Annotated in this window: 17 protein-coding genes and 1 pseudogene; 6 read left to right on the top strand and 12 right to left on the bottom strand. The window is 71.0% G+C overall.

From position 1 onward, the window contains the following. Positions 1-172: 172 nt before the first annotated feature. Positions 173-979: an isocitrate lyase/PEP mutase family protein gene (locus ACWGIH_RS19255; protein ID WP_453447875.1), complete on the top strand. Its 807-nt coding sequence runs from the start codon at positions 173-175 to the stop codon at positions 977-979. Here ACWGIH_RS19255 and ACWGIH_RS19260 read toward each other — a convergent pair. Together ACWGIH_RS19260 and lpdA are read right to left on the bottom strand one after the other, a co-directional pair. Beyond that, complete coding sequence (locus ACWGIH_RS19260; protein WP_453447874.1) at positions 961-3,165, bottom strand: MMPL family transporter; 2,205 nt, start codon at positions 3,163-3,165, stop codon at positions 961-963. The two genes, ACWGIH_RS19255 and ACWGIH_RS19260, sit on opposite strands and share 19 nt — an antisense overlap. A gap of 129 nt (positions 3,166-3,294) precedes the next feature. Further along, positions 3,295-4,698 carry a dihydrolipoyl dehydrogenase gene (gene lpdA / locus ACWGIH_RS19265; RefSeq protein ID WP_453447873.1) on the bottom strand — a complete coding sequence of 468 codons (1,404 nt, stop codon included), beginning with the start codon at positions 4,696-4,698 and terminating at the stop codon, positions 3,295-3,297. A 277-nt stretch (positions 4,699-4,975) separates the two neighbouring features. On the opposite strand from lpdA, the gene ACWGIH_RS19270 reads away from it, so the two are divergent. Together ACWGIH_RS19270 and ACWGIH_RS19275 are read left to right on the top strand one after the other, a co-directional pair. Further along, positions 4,976-5,824: an SAM-dependent methyltransferase gene (locus ACWGIH_RS19270; protein WP_453447871.1), complete on the top strand. Its 849-nt coding sequence runs from the start codon at positions 4,976-4,978 to the stop codon at positions 5,822-5,824. 269 nt (positions 5,825-6,093) lie between these two features. Beyond that, complete coding sequence (locus tag ACWGIH_RS19275) at positions 6,094-6,969, top strand: TauD/TfdA dioxygenase family protein (RefSeq protein WP_453448005.1); 876 nt, start codon at positions 6,094-6,096, stop codon at positions 6,967-6,969. Between the two features lie 33 nt (positions 6,970-7,002). Here the strand turns inward: ACWGIH_RS19275 and ACWGIH_RS19280 are convergent, their stop codons facing one another. The 5 genes from ACWGIH_RS19280 to ACWGIH_RS19300 form a co-directional block, all read right to left on the bottom strand. Then, on the bottom strand, positions 7,003-7,530 hold the full coding sequence (locus ACWGIH_RS19280) for a GNAT family N-acetyltransferase (protein WP_453447870.1): 528 nt from the start codon (positions 7,528-7,530) through the stop codon (positions 7,003-7,005). A 3-nt stretch (positions 7,531-7,533) separates the two neighbouring features. Next, positions 7,534-8,745, bottom strand: coding sequence for an RNA polymerase sigma factor (locus tag ACWGIH_RS19285; protein WP_453447868.1), 1,212 nt, complete (start codon positions 8,743-8,745; stop codon positions 7,534-7,536). A gap of 92 nt (positions 8,746-8,837) precedes the next feature. After that, positions 8,838-9,188 (bottom strand): YciI family protein, encoded by a 351-nt coding sequence (locus ACWGIH_RS19290; RefSeq protein ID WP_453447867.1) that lies wholly within the window; start codon positions 9,186-9,188, stop codon positions 8,838-8,840. 253 nt (positions 9,189-9,441) lie between these two features. Beyond that, positions 9,442-9,885 (bottom strand): subtilase-type protease inhibitor, encoded by a 444-nt coding sequence (locus tag ACWGIH_RS19295; RefSeq protein WP_453447866.1) that lies wholly within the window; start codon positions 9,883-9,885, stop codon positions 9,442-9,444. A 338-nt stretch (positions 9,886-10,223) separates the two neighbouring features. Continuing rightward, complete coding sequence (locus ACWGIH_RS19300; RefSeq protein WP_453447864.1) at positions 10,224-12,659, bottom strand: polysaccharide lyase 8 family protein; 2,436 nt, start codon at positions 12,657-12,659, stop codon at positions 10,224-10,226. A 129-nt stretch (positions 12,660-12,788) separates the two neighbouring features. On the opposite strand from ACWGIH_RS19300, the gene ACWGIH_RS19305 reads away from it, so the two are divergent. Beyond that, positions 12,789-13,472 (top strand): alpha/beta fold hydrolase, encoded by a 684-nt coding sequence (locus ACWGIH_RS19305; RefSeq protein WP_453447862.1) that lies wholly within the window; start codon positions 12,789-12,791, stop codon positions 13,470-13,472. Between the two features lie 78 nt (positions 13,473-13,550). Here ACWGIH_RS19305 and ACWGIH_RS19310 read toward each other — a convergent pair whose 3' ends face one another. Both ACWGIH_RS19310 and ACWGIH_RS19315 read right to left on the bottom strand, forming a co-directional pair. Next, the gene (locus ACWGIH_RS19310; RefSeq protein WP_453447861.1) at positions 13,551-14,378 is read right to left on the bottom strand and encodes a hypothetical protein; all 828 of its coding nucleotides are present in this window, start codon (positions 14,376-14,378) and stop codon (positions 13,551-13,553) included. Between the two features lie 238 nt (positions 14,379-14,616). After that, a pseudogene (locus ACWGIH_RS19315) lies at positions 14,617-15,435 on the bottom strand (slipin family protein); the annotation flags it as partial. 101 nt (positions 15,436-15,536) lie between these two features. Between ACWGIH_RS19315 and ACWGIH_RS19320 the strand changes: the two are divergent. Continuing rightward, the gene (locus ACWGIH_RS19320) at positions 15,537-16,265 is read left to right on the top strand and encodes a class I SAM-dependent methyltransferase (RefSeq protein WP_453447860.1); all 729 of its coding nucleotides are present in this window, start codon (positions 15,537-15,539) and stop codon (positions 16,263-16,265) included. A 34-nt stretch (positions 16,266-16,299) separates the two neighbouring features. Here the strand turns inward: ACWGIH_RS19320 and ACWGIH_RS19325 are convergent, their stop codons facing one another. Continuing rightward, the gene (locus ACWGIH_RS19325; RefSeq protein WP_453447859.1) at positions 16,300-17,238 is read right to left on the bottom strand and encodes a GlxA family transcriptional regulator; all 939 of its coding nucleotides are present in this window, start codon (positions 17,236-17,238) and stop codon (positions 16,300-16,302) included. 220 nt (positions 17,239-17,458) lie between these two features. On the opposite strand from ACWGIH_RS19325, the gene ACWGIH_RS19330 reads away from it, so the two are divergent. Continuing rightward, entirely contained in the window at positions 17,459-17,986 is a 528-nt protein-coding gene (locus ACWGIH_RS19330) for a hypothetical protein (protein ID WP_453447858.1), read from the top strand. 30 nt (positions 17,987-18,016) lie between these two features. On the opposite strand, the gene ACWGIH_RS19335 is transcribed toward ACWGIH_RS19330, so the two are convergent. Beyond that, complete coding sequence (locus ACWGIH_RS19335) at positions 18,017-19,228, bottom strand: type III PLP-dependent enzyme (RefSeq protein WP_453447856.1); 1,212 nt, start codon at positions 19,226-19,228, stop codon at positions 18,017-18,019. After that, entirely contained in the window at positions 19,225-21,048 is a 1,824-nt protein-coding gene (locus ACWGIH_RS19340; RefSeq protein WP_453448004.1) for an IucA/IucC family protein, read from the bottom strand. The genes ACWGIH_RS19335 and ACWGIH_RS19340 overlap by 4 nt, the downstream gene beginning before the upstream one ends. Positions 21,049-21,112: the final 64 nt, after the last annotated feature.

The following is a 21,112-nucleotide window of genomic DNA, read 5'->3' on the forward strand; positions in this document are numbered from 1 at the left end:
TGTGCGGTGGCCACCCCTTGTGGGCAACTCTCACAGGGGACGTCGGGGCCGACCACTCGTTCTCGACATTACGCCGGAAGAAATTTCGTGACGTGTCGAGAAAGCCCGCCCGTCCTCTGTCCACCAGCACGTTTCGGTGGTCGCCGAACCGACGCGCGGCTACGGTCCGGGCATGACATACGCACAGCGAGCCGAGCAGTTCCGCGCCCTGCACCGCACCGGCGAGCCCCTGCTGCTGCCCAACGCCTGGGACCACGCCTCCGCGGCGGCGCTCGCCCACGGCGGCTTCCCGGCGATCGGCACCACGAGCCTGGGTGTGGCGGCCGCCGTCGGCAAGGCGGACGCCACCGGCGGGACACGGGAGGAGACCCTGATGCTCGCGCGCGGCCTGGCAAGGCTGCCGGCTCTGGTCACCGTGGACATCGAGGGCGGCTTCAGCGACCGGCCGGGGGAGGTCGCGGCGCTCGCGGCGGAACTCGCGGCGGCGGGTGTCGTGGGCGTGAACATCGAGGACGGCCGCCCGGACGGGACGCTGACCGACACGGTGCTGCAGTGCGAGCTGATCCGCGCGGTCAAGGAGGCGGCCCCCGACCTGTTCGTCAACGCGCGCACGGACACGTACTGGCTGCGGGCCGGGGGAGCGGGCGAGACCGAGCGCCGGGCCGCCGACTACCAACTGGCGGGGGCCGACGGCCTGTTCGTTCCCGGTCTGCAGGACGAGAAGGTCATCACGGGACTGGTCGAAGGGGCGGCCGGCATGCCGCTGAACATCCTCTTCGCGCCCGGCCCCTTGACCTACGCGCGTCTCGCGGAACTCGGCGTGCGCCGGGTGAGCAGTGGCTCGCTGCTCTTCCGCGCCGCGCTGCACGGAGCCGTCGAGGCCGCGCACTCGATCGCCCGGGGCGGCGCCGTGCCACAGGATCTGCCCTCGTACGCGGACGCCCAGGCGCTCGCGGCTGCTTACGGCGAGGAGGTGTAGGGCGGCCCATCGGTGTCCGGCCCATCGACGTGCGACCCGTCGGGGCTGCCCGTCCTCGCGTCTGCGCCGTCCCGGGGGCCGCCTCCGTCGCGCTTCTCGTCCCCGTGGCCCGGCCACCACGCCTTGTGCCCGATCAGCGCCGTCAGCGCGGGCGTGAAGATCATCGCCATGACGAAGGCGGCGATGAGGATGCCGAAGGACAGGGAGAAGCCCATCTGGGAGAGCGTCGAGTTGCCCGCGAGCATCAGCGTCGCGAACGTGCCCGCCAGGATCACGCCCGCCGAGCCGATCGTCGGGCCCGAGTGGCGCACCGCCGTGCCCGCCGCGTCGTGCGGGGTGCGGCCCTCGCGGGCCTCCTCGCGCAGCCGCGACACCATGAGGATGTTGTAGTCCGTGCCGAGGGCGACCACGAACAAGTACATGATCACGGGCAGCATGAACATCAACCCGGGCTGGCTGCCGATCTGTTGGAAGAGCAGCGAGGTCGCACCCAGGGTCGCGCCGAAGCCGAGCGCGACCGACAGCATCAGGTACCAGGGCGCCACCAGGCTCCGCAGGAGCAGGCCGAGGATGACCATGATGGCGAGGGCGGCCACCGGGAAGACCACCGAGTAATCGCGGTCCACGGCCTTGTTGATGTCGACGTACACCGCGGTCGTGCCGCCGACGAGTGCTTCGGTGCCGGCCGGGGCGTCCTCGTGGGCGACCGGGCGCAGGCGGTCCTTGACGGTCTCCAGTGCCTTGTCGGAGGCGGGCGGATCAGAGAGCACCACGGAGAACGACGCCGTGCCGCCGTCCTTGCTGAGCCGGGGCGGGGAAACCTCCCCCACGCCGTCGACCTTGTCCAGCTGCCCTCGGAAGGCGGCCGTCCGCGCTGCGGGGAGTGAACCGTCGTCCGTCGAGGTGAGGTAGACGAAGGTGGGGTCGGTGGTGCCCGCGGGGAAGCCCTTCTGGAGGTTCTTCAGGGCGAGCATCGACTCCTTGTCCTTGGGCAGCGAGGAGCCCGCGAGGTCGAAGTTGGCCCGGTAGCCGAGGGCGCCGAGCGTGAGCGCGCCCATGAACAGCGCCGACACCAGCGCCCAGATCGCGGGCTTACGGGCGATGGAGGCGCCGAGCCGTGCGAACCCGGTGCCCTGCGGCTCCCGCTGCCACGACTTCGAGGGCCAGAACACCTTCGTGCCGAGCAGCGAGACGACGGCGGGGACCAGGGTCAGCCCGGCGAGCAGCGTCACGAAGACCGCGATGGCCAGGGCGGGGCCCATCGACTGCAGCATGCCGAGCGAGGAGAGCGTCAGGGCGGCGAACGCGACGATGACGGCGCCCGCCGCCGAGGTGATCGCCTCGCCGACCCGCTCGACGGCGTGCACCATGGCGCCCTTGGGATCCTCGCCCGCCCGCAGAGCCTCGCGGTAGCGGAAGAGCAGGAACAGGATGTAGTCCGTGCCGACGCCGAACAGGACGACGGTGAGCAGTTCCTGGATGGAGGAGTCGGCCTTCATGTCGAAGGCCTTGTTCGCGGAGGCGATGAGGCCGGTCGCCATCGGTGAGATGAGGCCGATCAGGACGACGGGGAGCAGCGCGATGATCGGGCTCCGGAAGATCACCAGAAGCAGCACGATGATGATCACGATCGTGCCCACGCCGACCAGCAGACCGGCCCGCTCCGACGCGTCGCTCTCGTCGAGGGCCTGCGCGGCGGAGCCCGTGATCCCGGCCGAGAGGTCCGTGCCCTTCAGCTCGGGCACGAGATCGGAGCGCAGTTTCTCGACGGCGTCCTGCTGCGCGGTGTCCTCGGGATCGGTGAGCTTCGGCATCGCGACGACCGACGTCTGCACCAGTTTGTTGGGCGAGACCGCACCGGGCACCACCGCCTGCACCTCGGGGATCTTCTTGGCCTGCAGATCCCTGGAGACGCGGGTGATGTCCGCGGAGTCGGCCGCCGTCAGCTTCTCGCCGTCGGAGCGCTGGAAGACGATGATCGCGCCGACGTTCTGCTGCTTGGGGAACTCCGCTTCCTGCACGTCCGCCGCGCGGATGGACTCGTAATGGTCCGGGAGGAAGCTCGCCTCGTCGCTGCTGGAGGTGAGTTTGGGCGCCAGGGAGATCACGGCGCCGGCCGCCACGACCCACGCCAGGATGATCCACCACGGGCGACGGACCACGAATCGGCCCAGGCCAGAGAACATCGGCTGCTGCCTCTCCCTCACCCCCGAGGCGAAACGGCGCGTTCTGACCAAGGATCTTCCGGACCGGGCGGCCCCGCCACTTGAGCCGTACGGCGAAAGGGCGGGGCGCTCCCCGGGGTCCGTGCGGGCTCAGAAGTTGATCATGTGCCCGGCCAGGCCGTGCACCGCTTCCTTGACCGCCTCGCCGAGCGTCGGGTGCGCGTGCACGTTGCGGGCGACCTCGTGCACGGTCAGGTCCCACTGCTGGGCCAGGGTCAGCTCGGGAAGGAGCTCGGTGACGTCCGGGCCGATCAGGTGGGCGCCGATGATCTCGCCGTACCGCGCATCGCTGATGATCTTCACGAAGCCGGTGGTGTCGCCCAGGCCGTGCGCCTTGCCGTTCGCCATGAACGGGAACTTGGCGACCTTGACGTCGAAGCCCTTCTCCTTGGCCTGCGCCTCGGTCCAGCCGAAGCTGGCGATCTGCGGCTGGGAGTAGGTGGCGCGCGGGATCATCGGGTAGTCGAGCTCCATCGTCTCGGCGCCCGCGAGGGTCTCGGCGGCCACGACACCCATGGACTCGGCGGTGTGCGCGAGCATCAGCTTCGCGGTGACGTCACCGATGGCGTAGATGTGCGGCACGTTCGTCCGCCCGCGCCCGTCGATGTCGATGGCGCCGCGCTCGGTCAGCGCCACGCCCGTGGCCTCCAGGCCGAAGCCCTGGACGTTCGGCGCGAAGCCGATGGCCTGCAGGACCTTGTCCGCCTCCAGGACTTCCTGCTTGCCGTCCTTGCCCGTCACGGTGACCTTGACCTTGGCGCCGGACTCGTCGATCGACTCGACGCGGGTCGAGGTCTTCACGTCGATGCCGAGCTTGCGGTACTGCTTGGCCAGCTCCGTGGAGACGTCCGCGTCCTCCAGGGGTGCGATGCGGTCGAGGAACTCGACGATCGTGACCTTCACGCCGTAGTTGTGCAGGACGTACGCGAACTCGATGCCGATGGCGCCCGCGCCCGCGATCACGATCGACTCCGGCACGGAGTCGGCGAGGATCTGCTCCTCGTACGTCACGACCCGCTCGGAGCGCCGCGTGCCAGGCAGCAGCTTCGGGGTGGCGCCCGTGGCGATGATGCAGTTCTCGAACGTGATCGTGTCCGTGGAGCCGTCCGACTTGGCGACCTGCAGGGTGTTCGCATCGAGGAACGTTCCCCGGCCGTCGAACTCCGTGATCTTGTTCTTCTTCATCAGGAAGTGGACGCCCTTGACGCGGCCGTCCGCGACCGTGCGGCTGCGGTTGAACGCCTCGCCGTAGTCGAAGGACACGTTCCCGTCGACCTTGATGCCGTACGTCTTCTGCTCGTGCGTGAACAGATGGGCCAGCTCGGCGTTGCGCAGCAGCGCCTTGGTCGGGATGCAGCCGACGTTCAGGCAGACACCTCCCCAGTACTTCTCCTCGACGACCGCTACCCGCTTGCCCAGCTGGGCGGCGCGGATGGCGGCCACATAGCCGCCGGGTCCTGCTCCGAGCACGACGACGTCGAAGCGGTCTTCCATGGGGAGGTCCTCTCTGGTGGTACGTATCGAGTGGTACGTATCGGGTGGTACGTGACTCCGCACGTCCGATCATGCGCCATCCGGTCGCCCCGCGGGCGGTCGGGTGTCCGATGTCATGTGGCCCGGCCTGCCCCGTCTTCTCGACGGCTCCTCAACGGCCTCTGCAGGCAAGCCCGTTGGAGATGCGTGGCAGGTTCACCCGCTCGTGAGTCACGGGATAGTGTCGCCGTGACGAAACAGAGCAACAGGTCCCTCCGGGAGAGGTGGAGAACGCGCTGTGGCGGCAGACGACCAGCCCGAGTTGATGTCCATTCCCTTCGACGTGCCGACATCGGCGCGCGCCTACGGCTGGATGCTCGGCGGCAAGGACAACTACGCGGTCGACCGCGAATTCCTGCTGCGGACGCTGCCCGACTTCCCCGAGTGCGTCGACATCGCCCGCCAGAACCGCGAGTTCCTGTTCCGTGTCGTGCGCCACCTCACCGTGGCGGGCATCCGCCAGTTCATCGACATGGGCTGCGGTCTGCCGACCGACGAGAACGTCCACCAGGTCGCCCGGCGCTTCGCACCCGACACCCGCGTCGTGTACGTGGACGTCGACCCGATCGTCCTCGCGCACGGCAGGGCGCTGCTCGCCGACGACTCCACCACCGCCGTCGTCCACGGCGACATGCGCGACCAGGACGCGATCCTCGGTCACCCCGACGTCGTCCGGCTCATCGACTTCGACGAGCCGGTCGCGGTGCTCTTCCTCTCGGTGGTGCACCACCTCACCGACGCCGACGACCCCCGCCACGTGTTGCGCACGATCATCGACAAGGCGGCGCCCGGCAGTTACCTCGGCCTCTCGCAGGTCGTCGCCGACGATCCGGCCCGCGGCGCCGCGATGAGCGCGCACATCTCCGGCGGCGGCGTCCCCTGGCAGACCCGCACCCCGGCCGAGGTCGACACCCTCCTGGACGGCCTCGATCCGGTCGAGCCCGGCCTGGTGAACCTGGTCGACTGGCGCCCCGACGCCGACCAGCCCCCGCTGGCACCGGTCCACGAGGACCTGGCCCCCTATCTGGGCGCCACCGAGCAGAGCAAGGGGATCTACGAGTACGGGGGTTTGCTCCGCAAGGCATAGCCATACACAATGGTGTGCATGATCCAGCACCTGACCGCCGCCGTGAGGACCTTCCAGGTTCCGTGGCGCTGTGGGTGCGAGCGATCGGGTCGCTAGCTGCCCGGGGATTCGTCTCCAGCCGTCCGAGGTTTCGGCCCGTGACGCCACCCGTTCACTCACCACTGAAGGATCACATCACCATGGCCGTGGTTTCCCCTGCCGTCTCTCCCGCCTCTCCTGCCTCCACCGGCTCTCCCGCGCTCCGTGACGCCCGCGTACCCGCCGACGGCATGTACGAGGGCCGTCGCACCCTGCGCCGCGTCCCCGAGGGCTGGGAAGAGCGCCCGTACGAACTGATCGACGTGGTCCCCCAGGGGCGTCTCATCGGCGCAGAGATCCGCGGCGTCGATCTCGCCGAGCCGCTCACGCCCGCGCTGCGTGAGGAGCTCAACCGCGCCCTCCTGGAGTGGAAGGTGCTCTTCTTCCGCGGCGCCGGGATCACCTCCGAGCAGCAGCGCGCGTTCGCCCTGAACTGGGGCGAGTTGGAGACCAACCCGCTGCTCGCACGCGGCTCGGCCGATGACGTCGTGCGGTTCGACAAGGGCGGCAGCGCGACGCCCACGTACGAGAACGTCTGGCACGCCGACGTCACCTTCCGCGAACGCCCCGCGCTCGGCGCCGTCCTGCAACTGCGCGAGGTGCCGCCGGTGGGCGGCGACACGATGTGGGCGGACATGGCCGCCGCGTACGACAACCTGCCCGACGAGGTGAAGGCCCGCGTCGAGGACGCCCACGCGGTGCACGACTTCATCCCCGGCTTCGTCCGCTTCTACGGCCCCGAGAAGCTGATCCCCCTCCAGGAGCAGTTCCCGCCGGTCACCCACCCCGTGGTGCGCAGGCACCCGGAGACCGGCCGGAAGATGCTCTTCGTGAACACCTCCTTCACCACGCACATCGTGGGCATGGAGCGGGCCGAGAGCGACCGGCTGCTGAGCTACCTCGTGCGGCAGGCGCAGGTTCCGGAGTACCAGGTGCGGTTCCACTGGCAGGCGGGTGACGTGGCCTTCTGGGACAACCGCTCCACCCAGCACTACGCCGTCGACGACTACGCCCCGCACCGTCGCGTGGCCGAACGCGTCGCGATCGCGGGCGACCGCCCGTACTGAGTCTCTTCTACGAGGCGCGGGCGCCGGCCTCGCTCAACGCGCGAGCGTGCGCAGCCACTTCACCTCGCCGTCCTGCCACTCGTCCGTGGGGGCGAGGCCCGCGGCGGCGGCGACGGCGGCCGATGCCCGGTGGTCCGGGTGGACGTGGGCGATGACGCCGCGCACGGCCGGGTCACCCGCCAGCCGGTCTACGAGGGCGCGGGCCGCTTCCACGGCGATGCCCCGCCCCTGCCAGGGAGTTCCCACCACCCAGGCGATCTCCGCGACAAGGCCGCCGTCGGTGTCGGCGGGCACCACCGTCGCCTGCACGGTCCCGACGAGGCAGTCCTCGTCGCGCAGGCGCAGCACCCAGTTGCACCAGGAGACCGCGGGGTCGGGGGACCCGGCGGTCATCCGCCGGTAGCGGGCACGCAGGGCCTGCGGATCGTCGGGGGAGCCGCCGATGAAGGTGTGCAGGGCCGGATCGGAGAGCGCCACGGCCATCTCGTCGGCGTGCTCGATCCGGAGAGGTACGAGGACGAGGCGGGCGGTGCTGATCTCCTGGGCGTGGACCGTGGTCATGCGTCACCCTAACCGGGGGGCCGGACCCTCCTGCCGGCGGCCGAGCAGGAACGCACGCTCGGCCGCGTTCTCGGTGCGGGTGAGGGCGGCGTCGTACGCGGCGTTGGCCTCGTCGGTGCGGCCCAGGCGCCGGAGCAGGTCGGCGCGGACGGCGTGAAAGACGTGGTACCCGTCGAGGCCCAGGTCGTCGACGAGGGACAACGCCTCGGCGGGGCCCTTGACTTCGGCGACCGCCACCGCGCGGTTGAGGGCCGCGACCGGGCTCGGCGCGACGGCCAGGAGCTGGTCGTACAGCTGCAGGATCTGGCCCCAGTCCGTGGCGGCCGCGGTCGTCGCGTCGCTGTGCACGGCGTTGATCGCGGCCTGGATCTGGTACGGCCCCGGCCGGCCGCGGCGCAGGCAGCGGCGGACGAGTTCCTGGCCCTCGGCGATCAGGGCGCGGTCCCATCGGCCGCGGTCCTGGTCGGCGAGGAGCACGAGCCGGCCGTCGGCGGTGGTCCTGGCCGCCCGCCGCGACTCGGAGAGCAACATCAGCGCGAGCAGCCCCAGGGCCTCCGGTTCGTCGGGCATCAGCTCGGTCAGGAGCCGTCCGAGGCGGACGGCCTCCGCGCAGAGGTCGTCGCGGACGAGCTCCTCTCCCGCGCTGGCCGTGTGCCCCTCGTTGAACACCAGATAGACGACGGCCAGGACCGCGCGGAGCCGCTCCGGCAGGTCCGCGTCGCTGGGGATCCGGTACGGGATGTGCGCGTCGCGGATCTTGCCCTTCGCCCGCACGATCCGCTGGGCCATCGTCGGCTCCGGCACCAGGAAGGCGCGGGCGATCTCCGTGGTGGTGAGGCCGCCCAGCAGACGCAGCGTGAGGGCCACCCGTGCCGCGGGGGCGAGCGCCGGGTGGCAGCAGGTGAAGATCAGACGCAGTCGGTCGTCGCGCACGGGTCCCTCCCAGGCCGGTGCCTCGTGGGCGTGCAGCAGGGCGGCCTGCGCGTGCCGGTCCTCGCGGGACGCCTCCTTGCGGAGACGGTCGATCGCGCGGTTGCGGGCGGTGGTGATGATCCAGCCTGCCGGGCTCGGCGGCAGGCCGCTGGAAGGCCACCGCTGCGCCGCCGTGGTGAACGCCTCCTGGACCGCCTCCTCGGCGATGTCGATGTCGCCGAAGACGCGGACCAGGACGGCCACGGCGCGCCCGTACTCCGCGCGGAAGACCTGCTCGATCACCCCCGAAGTGACTTCCGGGTGGACCGGCCGCGGGAGATCCGACCCCGCGGAGTCCGACCCCGCGGAGTCCGGCTCCGGGGAGCCCGGAGTCACTAGCAGGTCCCGTGCTGCAGCGGCCTGACCTCGACGGGCAGGGTGATGGCGCGGGCCACCTTGGCGCCCCAGGCGAGAGCCTCGTCCAGATCGGCCGCCCGGATGACGGTGAAGCCGCCCAGATGCTCCTTGCCCTCGACGTACGGGCCGTCGGTCGTGAGCACCTCGCTGTCCTTGAGGCGCAGCACGGTCGCCGTGCTCGGCGGGAAGAGGCCCCCGGCGAACACCCAGGCGCCCGCCTCCCTGAGCTCGGCGTTCACCGCTTCGACGTCCCGCATGATCGGTTCGAGGATCTCCGGCTCCGGCACGCCGCCGTCGGGCTGGTAGACGCTGATCAAGTACTGGTTCATGGCTGTCTCTCCCTCGCGGACCGGCGGATCACCTCTGACCGGCCTCGGCCGGCCTCTCACTGTCCATACGAACGCCGATCGCTCGGATCGACATGCCGAGGGAAAAAGTTTCCGGCGACATGTCACCGGTGGATTCTCAGCGATCGGTGACGCCCGCGTCGAGGTGCCGCATGCCCGCGTCGAGGTGCCGCAGCGCCGAAAGCGCCTTGGACGGCGCTGGGGCGTCGTCCAAGGCGCGGTCGTGGGGGCAGGCTCAGAACGAGAAGGCCGCGCCTTCCGCCAGGCCCGCCCGCATCTCGCAGCTGTTGCCGAAGGTCTGGCTCCACGCGACGCGCCGGCCCTGCCACACACCGTCGACGGTGACGACGACGGGCTGCCACTCCTTCGTACAGAACGCGGCAGGTGACGTGCTGACCAGCTGGGCGAACTCACCGTTCACGGCGCGCAGTTCGGCGCAGGCGGCGGACGCCGAGGGGTGGGTCCCCGAGGCCTTGGGCGCGCAGTTCAGCGTCACGGCGCGTTGCATGGTCGCGGTGTCCGCCTCCTCGCCCTGGCCGACGGCGAGGACCAGTGACGAGGGCGCGTGGAGGCCGGCGTCGGCCGCCTTGGGCTGCGCCTGTGCCGTGCCAGAGGTTCCGGACATCACGCAGGCGGCCACGACAGCGGTGGCGCCCACCGTCTTGAGGAAGAAACGCACGTCAACTCTCCTTTGATGCGGGTGTGGTCCTGGTTGCTGACGGGAGTCTTGCCGGTGCGGAGAGTGAGCACCAAATGCATGGTCGATTTCCGGATGCATGTGTCCGCTGAGCGGTCGCCGGACGACTGTTCGGGCAGCTCAGGGCGGGCGCCAAGGGGGTACGAAGAGGCCTCGCGCATGTCCACCATATGGACCGGAAGCGATGGTGCAAGCGAGAACAACTGCCTGACCTGCGAAGACAGTTGTTTTGATTTTCTACCGGAATCGAGGGTCGACCGGAAAGCATCGGTGCTAAGGACACGGGGCGCGGTTCGGGTGGCCGCGCCCCCGACCGGACCTCAGCCAAGCCTGACCGTGATCCGCTGGGTGGCACCCTTCGTGCCGCTGAGGTCCCCGAAGGTCAGCTTCAGGGCCGCCCCGGTCACCGCCGAGGTGACCGTGGCGGGCTTGGCCGTCACCGCGGCCACGGCGCGACTCCAGGTCAGGGTCAGGGCGGCCTGTGCGCGCATCGGGTCGCTGACGCAGATGACCGCGGTGCCGTCGCTCTTCTCGCTGATCTGCACGGAGCAGGGCGCGCTCGCGGTGAGCTTGCCGACCGTGCCGCCGAACCAGAAGTTGACCCCGGTGAAGCCGAGCGAGGGTACGGAAACGCCCTGCTGCTGGTCGGAGTTGGCAAGGATCTGGAGCCATCCGGTGGCCGCCGACAAGGCCGCCGTCTGCGTCGCGCTCGCACCCGGCATCAGGACGTAGGCGTACGTGCCGTTCGTCGGGGCCGAGCCGTGGTCGACGTACATCGTGAGGTACTTGCGTGCGATCGCGGTCGTCGCGCCGCCCTTGTTGATGTCGCTCCACTGGCCGGTGCGCTCCTCGCGCAGCGCCTTGACGGTCGCGCCACCGGGGAAGACATAGCCGCCGTGGCCCCCGATGTGCGCCCACCTGGCGCCGGTGAGCGTCGCCGACCAGGGGGACGCGGTCGGCTTGGCGGCACCGTCCACCTGGAAGGAGGTGGTGCCCGTCGGGCCGAGGTTGCGGTTCTCGACGGTCGTCTCGACCGCCGTGCCGTCCGTACAGGCGATGCCGGCGCCCAGGCAGACGATCGCGTCGTCCAGGCAGAACCACGACTTCTTCGCACGCAGGGTGCTCTGCAGGCCCTTCACGTACTGCCCGATGGCGGCGCGCTGCCCGTCACTCGCCCCGCCCACCCACTTGACGTCCGGCAGGGACGCGCCCCAGTCGCCGCCCGCCGCATCCGCGAGCGGCTTGCGGGAGGCCGTGATGCCGGGCAGGCGGTACGGGTCGACGGTGGGCCAGAAGGTGTCGCTGTACTGCCCGTTGGCGTAACTGTCGCCCCACCAATAGAGCATGCCGGAGCCGGTGTGCCAGCCGCGCAGGTTCTCGCCGTTGCCCGTCTCGTAGTACGTGATGCGGGGATCGGCCATGCTGATCGACGCGGCCCAGCCGGGGCGCCGGTGTGTGGCGCGGGCCATGTTGGGGAAGAGGCGGTGGCCGACTGGCTCGGCGATGGGGGTCACCGACGCATCGTTCTCAACGCCGTGCAGGCGGGCCAGACTTGTCAGACCGAGTGAGGCGTCGCTCAACGGCGGGCTGTAGTAGTCGCGCCGCATCCAGCCCTTGACCAGGCCGCGCCAGCGCGCGTTCTCGGCGGCGCTCGCGCCCTGGCCGAGGAGCACCACGGCCGCCATGATGGGGTGGCCGCGCCGGTGGTCGTCCGCCTGGATCCTCTTGGCGTCCGAAGCGGAGAGGCCGCGGCTGATGGCGCGGCCCGCCACCCCGTCCATGACGAGGCCGTTGTAGATGAAGGGCGCCCACGCCTTCTCCACGGCGTCGAAGACGATCTGCTTCTTGGCGTCCGTGACCTCCCAACTGGAGCCCCGCAGCAGCGAGAAGAGCATGCCGAGGCCGCCCAGCATCACCGATCCGTACGAGCCCGTGTAGGGCACGGTGGTGTGCTGGATGAACGAGCCGTCGGTGTAGAGGCCGTCGCCGGTCGTCACGTACGGGAAGACGGGGGAGAGCGCGTCCCTGGCCAGCGCGATCTTCGCGGCACTGGCGCCGACGACCCCGCGCAGCGCGAGCACACGGCACAGGTCGACTCGATTGGCCCCGGTGCTCGTCCCGGTGTAACTGCCCACCGCGGAGTCGGGCACGAAGTGGTCCACGGCCCTGCAGCAGTCGGCCACCTGGGTCGCGGACAACTGGTCGTACATCAGCACGCAGACGTCGAGGAGGGCCTGCGGGGCACCTATCTGCCAGCTGTACCAGTTGCCGAAGCGGGCCTGGTTCTCGTTGTAGACCTCGGCGTAGAGATGATCGAGACCCTGGAGGATGCCGGCCCGGAGGCTCGCGTCGCCGGTCAGGCCCGTGCCCTCCTGCCGGTAGGCCTGGGCCATGGTGCTGAGCCTGCTGTAACCGGTTACCACGTTGGCGGAGTATCCGTACGACTCCTGGTCGGTGTCCGGATCGGGGTCGGCGTACGAGGCGTCCGGCCACAGGGAGCCGGTGGCGGGTGCCATGGTGTCGCGCAGTTCCCGTGCGGAGGCGCCCAGTTCGGCCAGGCGACTCTTGAAGGGTTCGGCCGTAGGGGAGAAGCCCTCACCAAGGAGAAGGCCGCGCCACCTGGTGCGCAGCGCCTCGTAGGCGTCCGCTTGCTCCGCCGCCGACACCTTGTCGGCGGGCAGCCCCGAGGCCGTCAGGGCGAGCGCGGAGCCACCGGTGGTGAGCAGGAAGGCGCGGCGGGACCAAGGAGAGTGCATGGGGTCTCCGATGGTGAAGGGGGGAGTGCGACGGAAGAGGCGCGAGGGCTGCGCGAAGAGCAAGCGCTTTCTAGCATGGGTCCGGGCCACTGCTCAATGGGTCGCGCAACGCGCTGTAGCGTCAGGGGCATGAGCGATCACGCAGTGGTGGATGTGGGCGACGTACGCCTGGCCTATCGGACCTGGGGCGACTCGTACGGAGCGCCCGTCGTGCTGCTGCACGGGCTCGGCGGTTCCTCGGCGAGCTGGGAGGAGGTCGGGCAGGCGCTCGGCCAGGAGTGGCGGGTGTACGCGCTCGATCTGCGCGGGCACGGGGAGAGCGACTGGCCGGACGAGTACACGGTCGAGTTGATGCGGGACGACGTGCTCGGTTTCCTCGACGAGCTCGGCCTCGACCGGGTGGGCGTCGTGGGGCACTCCATGGGCGGCGTCGTGGCCTATCTGCTCGCCCAGGAGCACCCGGACCGCGTCGAGCGCCTCGTCCTGGAGGAGACGCCGCCGCCCTACCCGCGCGACTGGGTCGAGACCCCGCGCCCCGACGAAGCCATCGACTTCGACTGGCCCGTGTCTCCCGCGGTCCGCGCCCAGATCTTCGACCCCGACCCGGAGTGGGCCGAGCGCCTCGGCGAGATCGTCGCGCCGACGCTGATCATCGCGGGCGGTCCGGACAGCAGCATGCCGCAGGAGCGCATCCCCGACATGGGCGCGGCGATCCCCGACTCCCGGGTGATCTCGATCCCGGTCGGTCACCGGGTGCACGAGCAGAGCCCGCAGCAGTTCGCGGAGCAGGTCAGCGAGTTCTTCACCAGCTGAACGGGCGGGGCGGCTCGGGCGGTGCCGCAGCGGTGCGGGGCGTGGTGAGACCATGCCCCGCAGCGCCGCTGTCGAGGGCTATGCCGGGCGGGGCCGTGACTGGTGCAGGCGGGCGTAGTAGCGGCCCTGCGCCTCCAGGCCCGTGGGATCGTCGCCGGCCCTGAGCACCTGGTCCACCGCGCTGCTCTGCTCGGCGATATCGGTGAACATCCGCTGCGGGTAAGTCCGTTCGGGATCGGTGTCGGTGGCCAGGCCGTGCGCGTCCAGGGTCGCGAGGATCTCCCGGAAAGGCACCGTACGCAGGACGAACGCGCTCACCCACACCGGGATGCGGGCCGCGTCGAGGAGCGCGCCGAAGGTGCGGTGGGTGATGTAGCCGATGCCTCCGGTGACCGTGATCAGGCCGACGCGCCCCATGGCGTCACGCAGCCCCTCGCTGGGCGGGTGGCGCTCCAGGTTCTCGGCATGCGCCTCGTCGAGCAGCCCCACCTCCAGGGCGTAGCGCGTGGCGTTGGCGGCGGTGTCGAGACCGATGACCGGGACCGCGCCGGGGCGCCGCCGCGAGGCGTAGAACTCCCGGTCGGCCTCGACGAGCTCGCGCCGCGTGAGGGCCGCGGTCTCGGCGCTGATGTAGTGCGCGTACAGGTCGCCGAGCGTGAGGTCGTGGTTGAGCAGCGCCGCGTTGATCCCGTAGGAGCAGCAGAGGTCGAGGACCGTGACGGGGAGACGGGTGCCGCGCACCGCCGACCGCTCGGCGAGCGTGCGCCGGAAGACGCCCTGAGCCTGCTGCGGTATCTCGTACCGCAAAGGGGCCAGCGTGCGGAAGTACGCGCGGGGGTCGGTCTCGTCGTAGATGTCGTCGAACCGGGTCTTGCCCGCCGCGGTGGTGGTCCGGGCACCGGTCATGAGACATGCCTCCTCGTGCTCAGGCGGCGGGGTCTACCGGCCGCGGCCCGTTTGCTTGGCCCTTTGCTCCTCGCGGTGGGGCTCACGATTTGCTCCTTGCGGTGGACCTCTCCGCTTGCTCCTCGCGGTGGACCTCCCGGTTTGCTCCTCGCGGTACACCTCCCGGCGCCGGCCGGCCGCTCCCGGCGCCGGTGATCCCGTAGAGCACTTCGGCTCGTCCCTGTGGCTACGCCGCCTCCGGTCGTCCCGGTTCCGGGGTCACCGCTGGGGCCGGTGGTGCGATTGGCGGCGCCTGCGCCTGCTGGGCTTTCTCAAGGAAGCGCAGGAGTTCCACGGGGAAGGGCAGTACGAGGGTCGAGTTCTTCTCGGCGGCGACGGCCACCACGGTTTGAAGCAGCCGCAGTTGCAGCGCGGCCGGTTCCTCGGACATCTGGTGTGCGGCCTCGGCCAGCTTCTTGGATGCCTGCAGCTCGGCGTCCGCGTTGATCACGCGGGCCCGCCGCTCGCGGTCGGCCTCGGCCTGCCGGGCCATCGAGCGCTTCATGGTCTCCGGGAGCGACACGTCCTTGATCTCGACCCGGTCGATCTGGACACCCCAGCCCATGGCGGGAGAGTCGATCATCAACTCCAGTCCCTGGTTGAGTTTCTCGCGGTTGGAGAGCAGGTCGTCCAGGTCGCTCTTGCCGATGATCGAACGCAGCGACGTCTGCGCCATCTGCGAGACCGCGAAGCGGTAGTCCTCGACCTTGACCACCGCGTCCGCCGCGTCGATCACCTTGAAGTAGATGACCGCGTCCACGCGCACGGTCACGTTGTCCCGCGTGATGCCGTCCTGCGCCGGCACCGGCATCGTCACGATCTGCAAGTTCACCTTGCTCAGGCGGTCCACACCGGGAACGATCATGGTGAACCCCGGCTGGCGGATCTCCTCCCGCAACCGGCCGAGGCGGAACACGACGCCCCGCTCGTACTGCTTGACCACGCGGGCAGCCGACGCCACGTACACGAGCCCGGCAGCCGCGACCGCGGCCCCTGCCGTGAGCAGCTCTTCGACCATGACGACCCCCTTCTTCCGAGTCGCCCGTCCCACTACCAAGATATGCCCCGGTTTGTCCGAGGTCGAGCCCCGGCCGCTCGTCTCTGACTAGGGTGGGTACGGTGTTCACCTCCCAGGGACCCACACTCCGCGAACTGGCCGTGCAGGCTCTCTCCTCCATCGAGGACGGCTATGACCTGCTCGCCCCGAAGTTCGACCACACCCCTTTCCGCACGCCCGACCGGATGCTGCACGCCGTCGCGGGCACCCTGGGGCGCCTCGGGCCGTTCGACGCGGGGCTCGATGTCTGCTGCGGCACCGGCGCGGGCGTCGAGACGCTGCTGCCGCTGTGCCGGGAGCGGGTCACCGGGGTCGACTTCAGTTCGGGGATGCTGACCGAGGCGCACGCGGCCGTGGCCCCGCGCCAGGGCGGGCCCACCGTGGAGTGGGTGCGGGCCGACGCCCGCGCCCTGCCCTTCGCCGACGAATTCGACCTGGCGGTCAGCTTCGGGGCGTTCGGGCACTTTCTGCCCGCCGAGCGGCCGAGGCTGTTCGCTGAGGTCTGCGGAGCGCTGCGGCCCGGCGGGGTCTTCGCCTTCCCGATCGGCGCGCCGCCGCCCCTGACCTCGCCGCTGTACTGGGCGCTGCTCGGCTTCGACGGGGTGATGCGGGTGCGGAACCTGCTGTGGCGTCCGCCGTTCGTCATGTACTACAGGACCTTCCCCCTGCGGGGTGTGCTCGAGGACCTGCTCCGGACGGGCTTCACGATGCGGTTGCACCCGCTGGAGGAGTTCGGGCGCCGCGCCGACGGCAGCCCCCGCTGGTGTCTCGTCGAGGCGCGCAAGGTCTGAGCGTCGCCGGGCGGCCGAAGGCCGGCGCCCGGCGTCACTGGAACGCCCTGCGATACGCCTGCGGGCTGACTCCGGCGACGCGCTTGAAGCGGTCGCGGAACGCGGTCGGTGAGCCGAAGCCGACCTGGACGGCGATGCGCTCGACGGAGTGCCCCGTCGATTCGAGCAGGTGCTGGGCCTGCCGGATGCGTGCGCGGTGCAGCCACTGCAGCGGTGTACTGCCCGTCTGGTCCCGGAAGCGGCGCAGCAGGGTACGGGTGCTCATGCCCGCCCGGCCCGCGATGTCCTCCAGGGTGAGTTCACGGCCGGCGTTCTCCTCCAGCCAGCGCAGGAGCGGCTCCAGTTCGGAGCCCTGCGGTGTGGGCGGAGCCTCCGGGACGATGAACTGGGCCTGGCCGCCCTCGCGTTCCAGGGGCATCACCGAGAGCCGGGCGGCGTCCGCCGCGACGGCCGAGCCGTAGTCCCTGCGGATCAGGTGCAGACACAGGTCGAGCCCGGCGGCTGCGCCGGCGGAGGTCAGGATCTGCCCGTTGTCGACGTAGAGCACGTCCGGGTCGACGTCGATGTCGGGATGGCGTTCTGCGAGCGCGGCGGCCGCCGCCCAGTGCGTGGTGGCGCGCAGCCCGGAGAGCAGACCGGCCGCGGCGAGGGTGAAGGTGCCCGCGCAGATCGAGGCGATCCGCGTTCCGTCGGCGGCCGCGTCCCGCAGCGCGTCGAGCGCCGCGCCGGGGACGGGCCGGGAGAGGTCGGCACTGCCGGGCACGATGATCGTGTCCGCGTCCGCGAGCCCCTCAAGGCCCCAGGGCGCCCGGAGGGTGAACAGGCCGGCGTCGGTCTCGGGCGCGGCGGCGCAGACGCGCACGCGGTAGCCGGGCCTTCCGCCGGGCAGCCGGGTGCGGCCGAAGACCTCGATGGGGGTGGACAGGTCGAACGGGATGACGGTGTCCAGCGCCAGGACGGCCACGGTGTGCATGGCGGAAACGTACGTCAGAGACACGATCCCGCCAAGCCGGTGCGCAGGCGTCGATACCTCTTCCCCGCTCATGACCTGGCCTGGCATTCGATGGCGTTATCTCTGCGAAGCCTGTCACTAAAGCCACTGTTCGGTGGACGGGGCGCTGACTAATGTCGGCCACCGGGTCCCGATCGGGGCCGTGTGACCTCCGCCGTTCTTCGAATCCCGAGGGCCCGTCGTGACCAAGTTCTTCCTGACGCTGCATGTGCTGGCCGCGATCCTCGCGGTCGGCCCGGTCACCGTCGCCGCCAGCATGTTCCCCGCGGCCCTGCGGCGCGCCCAGGCCGACCCGCGGGACGTGGCGGCCCTCGCCTCGCTGCGGCTGCTGCAGCGCATCTGCTCGGTGTACGCGTTCGTCGGCGTCGCCGTCCCCATCACCGGTTTTGTGACCGCGCAGAGTCTCGGCGTGCTCGGCAGCGCCTGGCTGATCGTCTCCATCATCCTGACGACGGCGGCCGCTGTGGTGCTCATCGTCCTCGTCCTGCCGCGCCAGGAGGCGGCGCTCGACGCGGTGGCCGGAGCAGGGCAAGGCGGCGGCGAGGGGGCGGGCGGTCAGCTCGGTCAACTCGCCGAGGGGGCAGGCGCGGTGGCCGTGGGGGAGCGCACGAGCTCGCAACTCGCCATGTACACCGGCGTGTTCAACCTCCTCTGGGCCACCGTCACCATCCTCATGATCGTCAGGCCGGGTTCCACGACCGGCGCCTGATCCCGCGCGACCCCGTACGGAGGACGGCGGTCAGAGGAAGTGGAAGCCCGGCCTCGGGTGCATCAGGAAATCGTGATGCGAGATGTTCCACGCGTACGCGCCCGCCATCGCGAACACCACCCGGTCCCCGGCCCGCAGCCCCGGCACCGGAACCTGCCGGGACAGGACGTCCTTGGGGGTGCACAGCTGACCCGCGAACGTCACCCGGTCCTGCCGGGCCTCGGACCGCGGCCAGGGATGGGGCCACGGCCCGGCCGCCGGGAGCACCGTGCACGGCTGGTCGTGCCCCTTGGCCGCCGGAGTGCGCAGATGGTGGGTGCCGCCGCGCACCACCGCGAACTCCTCGCCGTGGCTCTGCTTCACGTCGAGGACCTCGGTGGCGTACCAGCCGCAGTACGCGGTCAGTGACCGCCCCGGCTCGATGCGCAGCGTCAGTCCGGGGTGCGCCGCGCAGAGCCGGGTGAGGCCCTCGCCGTACGCGGCCCAGTCGAAGCGCGCGCCGGGCTCGGCGTAGTCGACGCTCATCCCGCCGCCGACGTTCACCTCCGCGAGGTGGATGCCGTGACGGACGGCAAGTGCCTGCGACCACGTCACGATGGCCTCGGCGACGGTGAGCTGCCGCGGTGCGTCGAGCCCGCTGGCCAAATGGGCGTGCACACCGAGCAGTTGGAGCTGGGGGAGGTCGCCGCCGGTGAACAGGGAGACCACGGAGTCCGCCTCGGCCGGGTCGAGACCGAAGGGAGTGGGGCGTCCGCCCATCGCGAGGGAACTGCCCGCAAGAGACGCGGCGTCGAGGCCGAGATTGAACCGGAGCAGGACGCCCACGCGGGTGTGCGGCGCCACGCGGGCGGCGATCGAGGCCAGCATCCGCAGCTCGTAGGCGCTCTCCACATGGAAGCGTTCCACGCCGAGTTCCAGGGCGGCGGTGATCTCGTCCGGTGTCTTGCCGGGACCGCCGAAGGCCAGCGGGCGCCCGGCCACCGCCTTGGCCACATGGGCGAGTTCGCCGCCCGACGACACCTCGTAACCATCGACGTGCGGGCCGAGCGCGGTCAGGATCTCCGGCTCGGGATTGGCCTTGGCGGCGTAGTAGAGCTCGACCTGCCGGGGGAGCGCGGCGCGCACCGCCGCTGCATGGGTGTCGAGCGCGGACAAGTCGTAGATATACGCCGGGAGTTCCTCGGCGGCCAGGCCGAGGGCGCGCTCACGTACGGGGGCGGTGGGGGTGGCGGGGGCGGTCATCCGGCGGTGCTCCAAGGTGCGTCGGTACGGGCACCCAGGTCCCGTACGTGCTCGGCGAGCGGAAAGGGCGAGGTGAGTCGGACATAGCCCGCGTCCCGGTCGGCCTTGCGCTCCCAGCGGGTGAGCAGATTGGCCTTGGCGGGCAGCGGCACCCCGGCGAGCAGGGCGCTGAGCCGTGGCGGGCAGCCGTGCGTGTCCGCGAACTCCTGCAGGGTGGCGCGGACGTGCGACCAGAGCGCGGGCTCCGTCTGCGGATGAAGGTCGGCGAGGGCGGCGAGCAGCTCGGCGACGTGGTTCACCAGAAGGCAGTACACGACGCGGTCCCAGCCGCGCTGCGCGTCGTACGTCATCGGCCCCGCGACCTCCGGCGGGAGCGCGGCCAGGGTGCGTGCGTGGCGCTCGGGGATCAGCTTGGTGCCCTCCAGGTCGCGGAAGAGCACCTGCGCGGGCATGCCGTCGCCGTCGACGCAGACGAGGACGTTCTGCAGATGCGGTTCGAGCACCAGGCCGTGATCGAAGTACGCGGCGAGCACCGGAGGCAGCAGAAGCCTCAGATACGTCCGCCACCAGTCGAGCGCCCGCTGCGGGCCCGCGCCCCGCAGGAGGCGGGAGATGTGGCCGGGCCCTGTCGGGTACTCGTCCGCGACGGCCGCGGCGAGCAGCGGCGTCGTACCGGGAAGGAGCCGACCGGCCAGACCTTCGCGGACGATGACGCCGAAGCCCTCCAGAAGGGCGAGGTCGGGACGTCCGCCGGGTCCGTCGAGCGCCAGGCCGCGGTAGGCGGGCTCACGCAGCACCGCGCTGCCCGGGAAGCGGACGGCCAGGTCGTCCAGGGCGCCTTCGAGTACGCGGGTGAGCGCGACGGCTCCCGAAAGCTCGTAACTGGCGTTCTTGCGCACGCAGTTGGTGATGCGGACGTTCAGGCTGAACTTCAGGAAGGTGTCGCCGTCGAACAGTGTGCGCACGGATGCGGTGGCCGCGAAGGCGGAGCCGGTGGGGCCCAGGTCGATGATGTCCTCGCGGGCAAGGGCGGCCCGCAGCCCTGGGTGCTCCCGCAGCAGGTCGTACTGCCAGGGGTGCACCGGCAGCAGCCGGTAGCCCTCGGGCGCCGGGCCGAGGCGGTCGAGCGGTGCCGTGGCGCCCGGCCACGCCGACTCCTCGGCGATCAGATGGTCCCGTACGGCGAGGTGGCGCAAGGGGAAGGAGGCCGCGGTCTCGGGGGCGTACGCGGACCAGTCGGCGAGGTTGCCGCCGCGCGCCTTGGGGGTGGGGTGGAAGCGGTGGCCGAACAGCAGGGACTGCTCGGAGGCGAGGTAGTCCGCGAGCCACTTCGGTTCCGTCCTCGTCGACTCGGGGGCCGGATCCGTTGCGGCCGCCGTTGCCGTGCCGGGCGCCTGGCGGGCGGCGATCGCGGCGCTGACCCCCGCATGGCTGGAGGCGATCTGCTCCAGGAACTCCTCGTTGCTCGCACCGGTACGCAGCGAGAGCTCGGCATGTGTGTACTCGGCGAGGCGAGGCCAGTCCACCGCCACCCAGGTGCCGTCCCGCTGCTCGGTCACCGGGCCGGTGAAACGGTGGGCGCCGAGAAGGGACGTGCGGCGCAGCGCGACGCGCAGGAGGACCCCACGGCGCGGCAGCCGGAGCAGGAGATCGCCGTCGACGACGGCGGTCTGGTGCTCGGGACCGGAGACCTCGCGCAGCAGACAGTTGAGGAGGGTGTGCGTCACCGCTTGGTCGGCGCCGGGCAGCCGGGTGGGCGCGGCACCGGCGACGGCGACGGGGGAACCGGCGACGAAGGCGGCGGGCTGGGCGGCTGTCATGGGCAGCACGGGTGTTGCGGGCAGGGCAGGTGTTGCGGACGGTGCGGCGAACGTGCCGGTCGGC

Source organism: Streptomyces sp. NPDC054872 (assembly GCF_053610705.1).

Coding starts and splice junctions, on each gene's coding strand:
- ACWGIH_RS19280 (WP_453447870.1), bottom strand. CDS start 7,530: ATGACCACGGTCCACGCCCAGGAGATCAGCACCGCCCGCCTCGTCCTC.
- ACWGIH_RS19340 (WP_453448004.1), bottom strand. CDS start 21,048: ATGACAGCCGCCCAGCCCGCCGCCTTCGTCGCCGGTTCCCCCGTCGCC.
- ACWGIH_RS19290 (WP_453447867.1), bottom strand. CDS start 9,188: ATGAACCAGTACTTGATCAGCGTCTACCAGCCCGACGGCGGCGTGCCG.
- ACWGIH_RS19255 (WP_453447875.1), top strand. CDS start 173: ATGACATACGCACAGCGAGCCGAGCAGTTCCGCGCCCTGCACCGCACC.
- ACWGIH_RS19275 (WP_453448005.1), top strand. CDS start 6,094: ATGTACGAGGGCCGTCGCACCCTGCGCCGCGTCCCCGAGGGCTGGGAA.
- lpdA (WP_453447873.1), bottom strand. CDS start 4,698: ATGGAAGACCGCTTCGACGTCGTCGTGCTCGGAGCAGGACCCGGCGGC.
- ACWGIH_RS19335 (WP_453447856.1), bottom strand. CDS start 19,228: ATGACCGCCCCCGCCACCCCCACCGCCCCCGTACGTGAGCGCGCCCTC.
- ACWGIH_RS19310 (WP_453447861.1), bottom strand. CDS start 14,378: ATGACCGGTGCCCGGACCACCACCGCGGCGGGCAAGACCCGGTTCGAC.
- ACWGIH_RS19325 (WP_453447859.1), bottom strand. CDS start 17,238: ATGCACACCGTGGCCGTCCTGGCGCTGGACACCGTCATCCCGTTCGAC.
- ACWGIH_RS19300 (WP_453447864.1), bottom strand. CDS start 12,659: ATGCACTCTCCTTGGTCCCGCCGCGCCTTCCTGCTCACCACCGGTGGC.
- ACWGIH_RS19260 (WP_453447874.1), bottom strand. CDS start 3,165: ATGTTCTCTGGCCTGGGCCGATTCGTGGTCCGTCGCCCGTGGTGGATC.
- ACWGIH_RS19305 (WP_453447862.1), top strand. CDS start 12,789: ATGAGCGATCACGCAGTGGTGGATGTGGGCGACGTACGCCTGGCCTAT.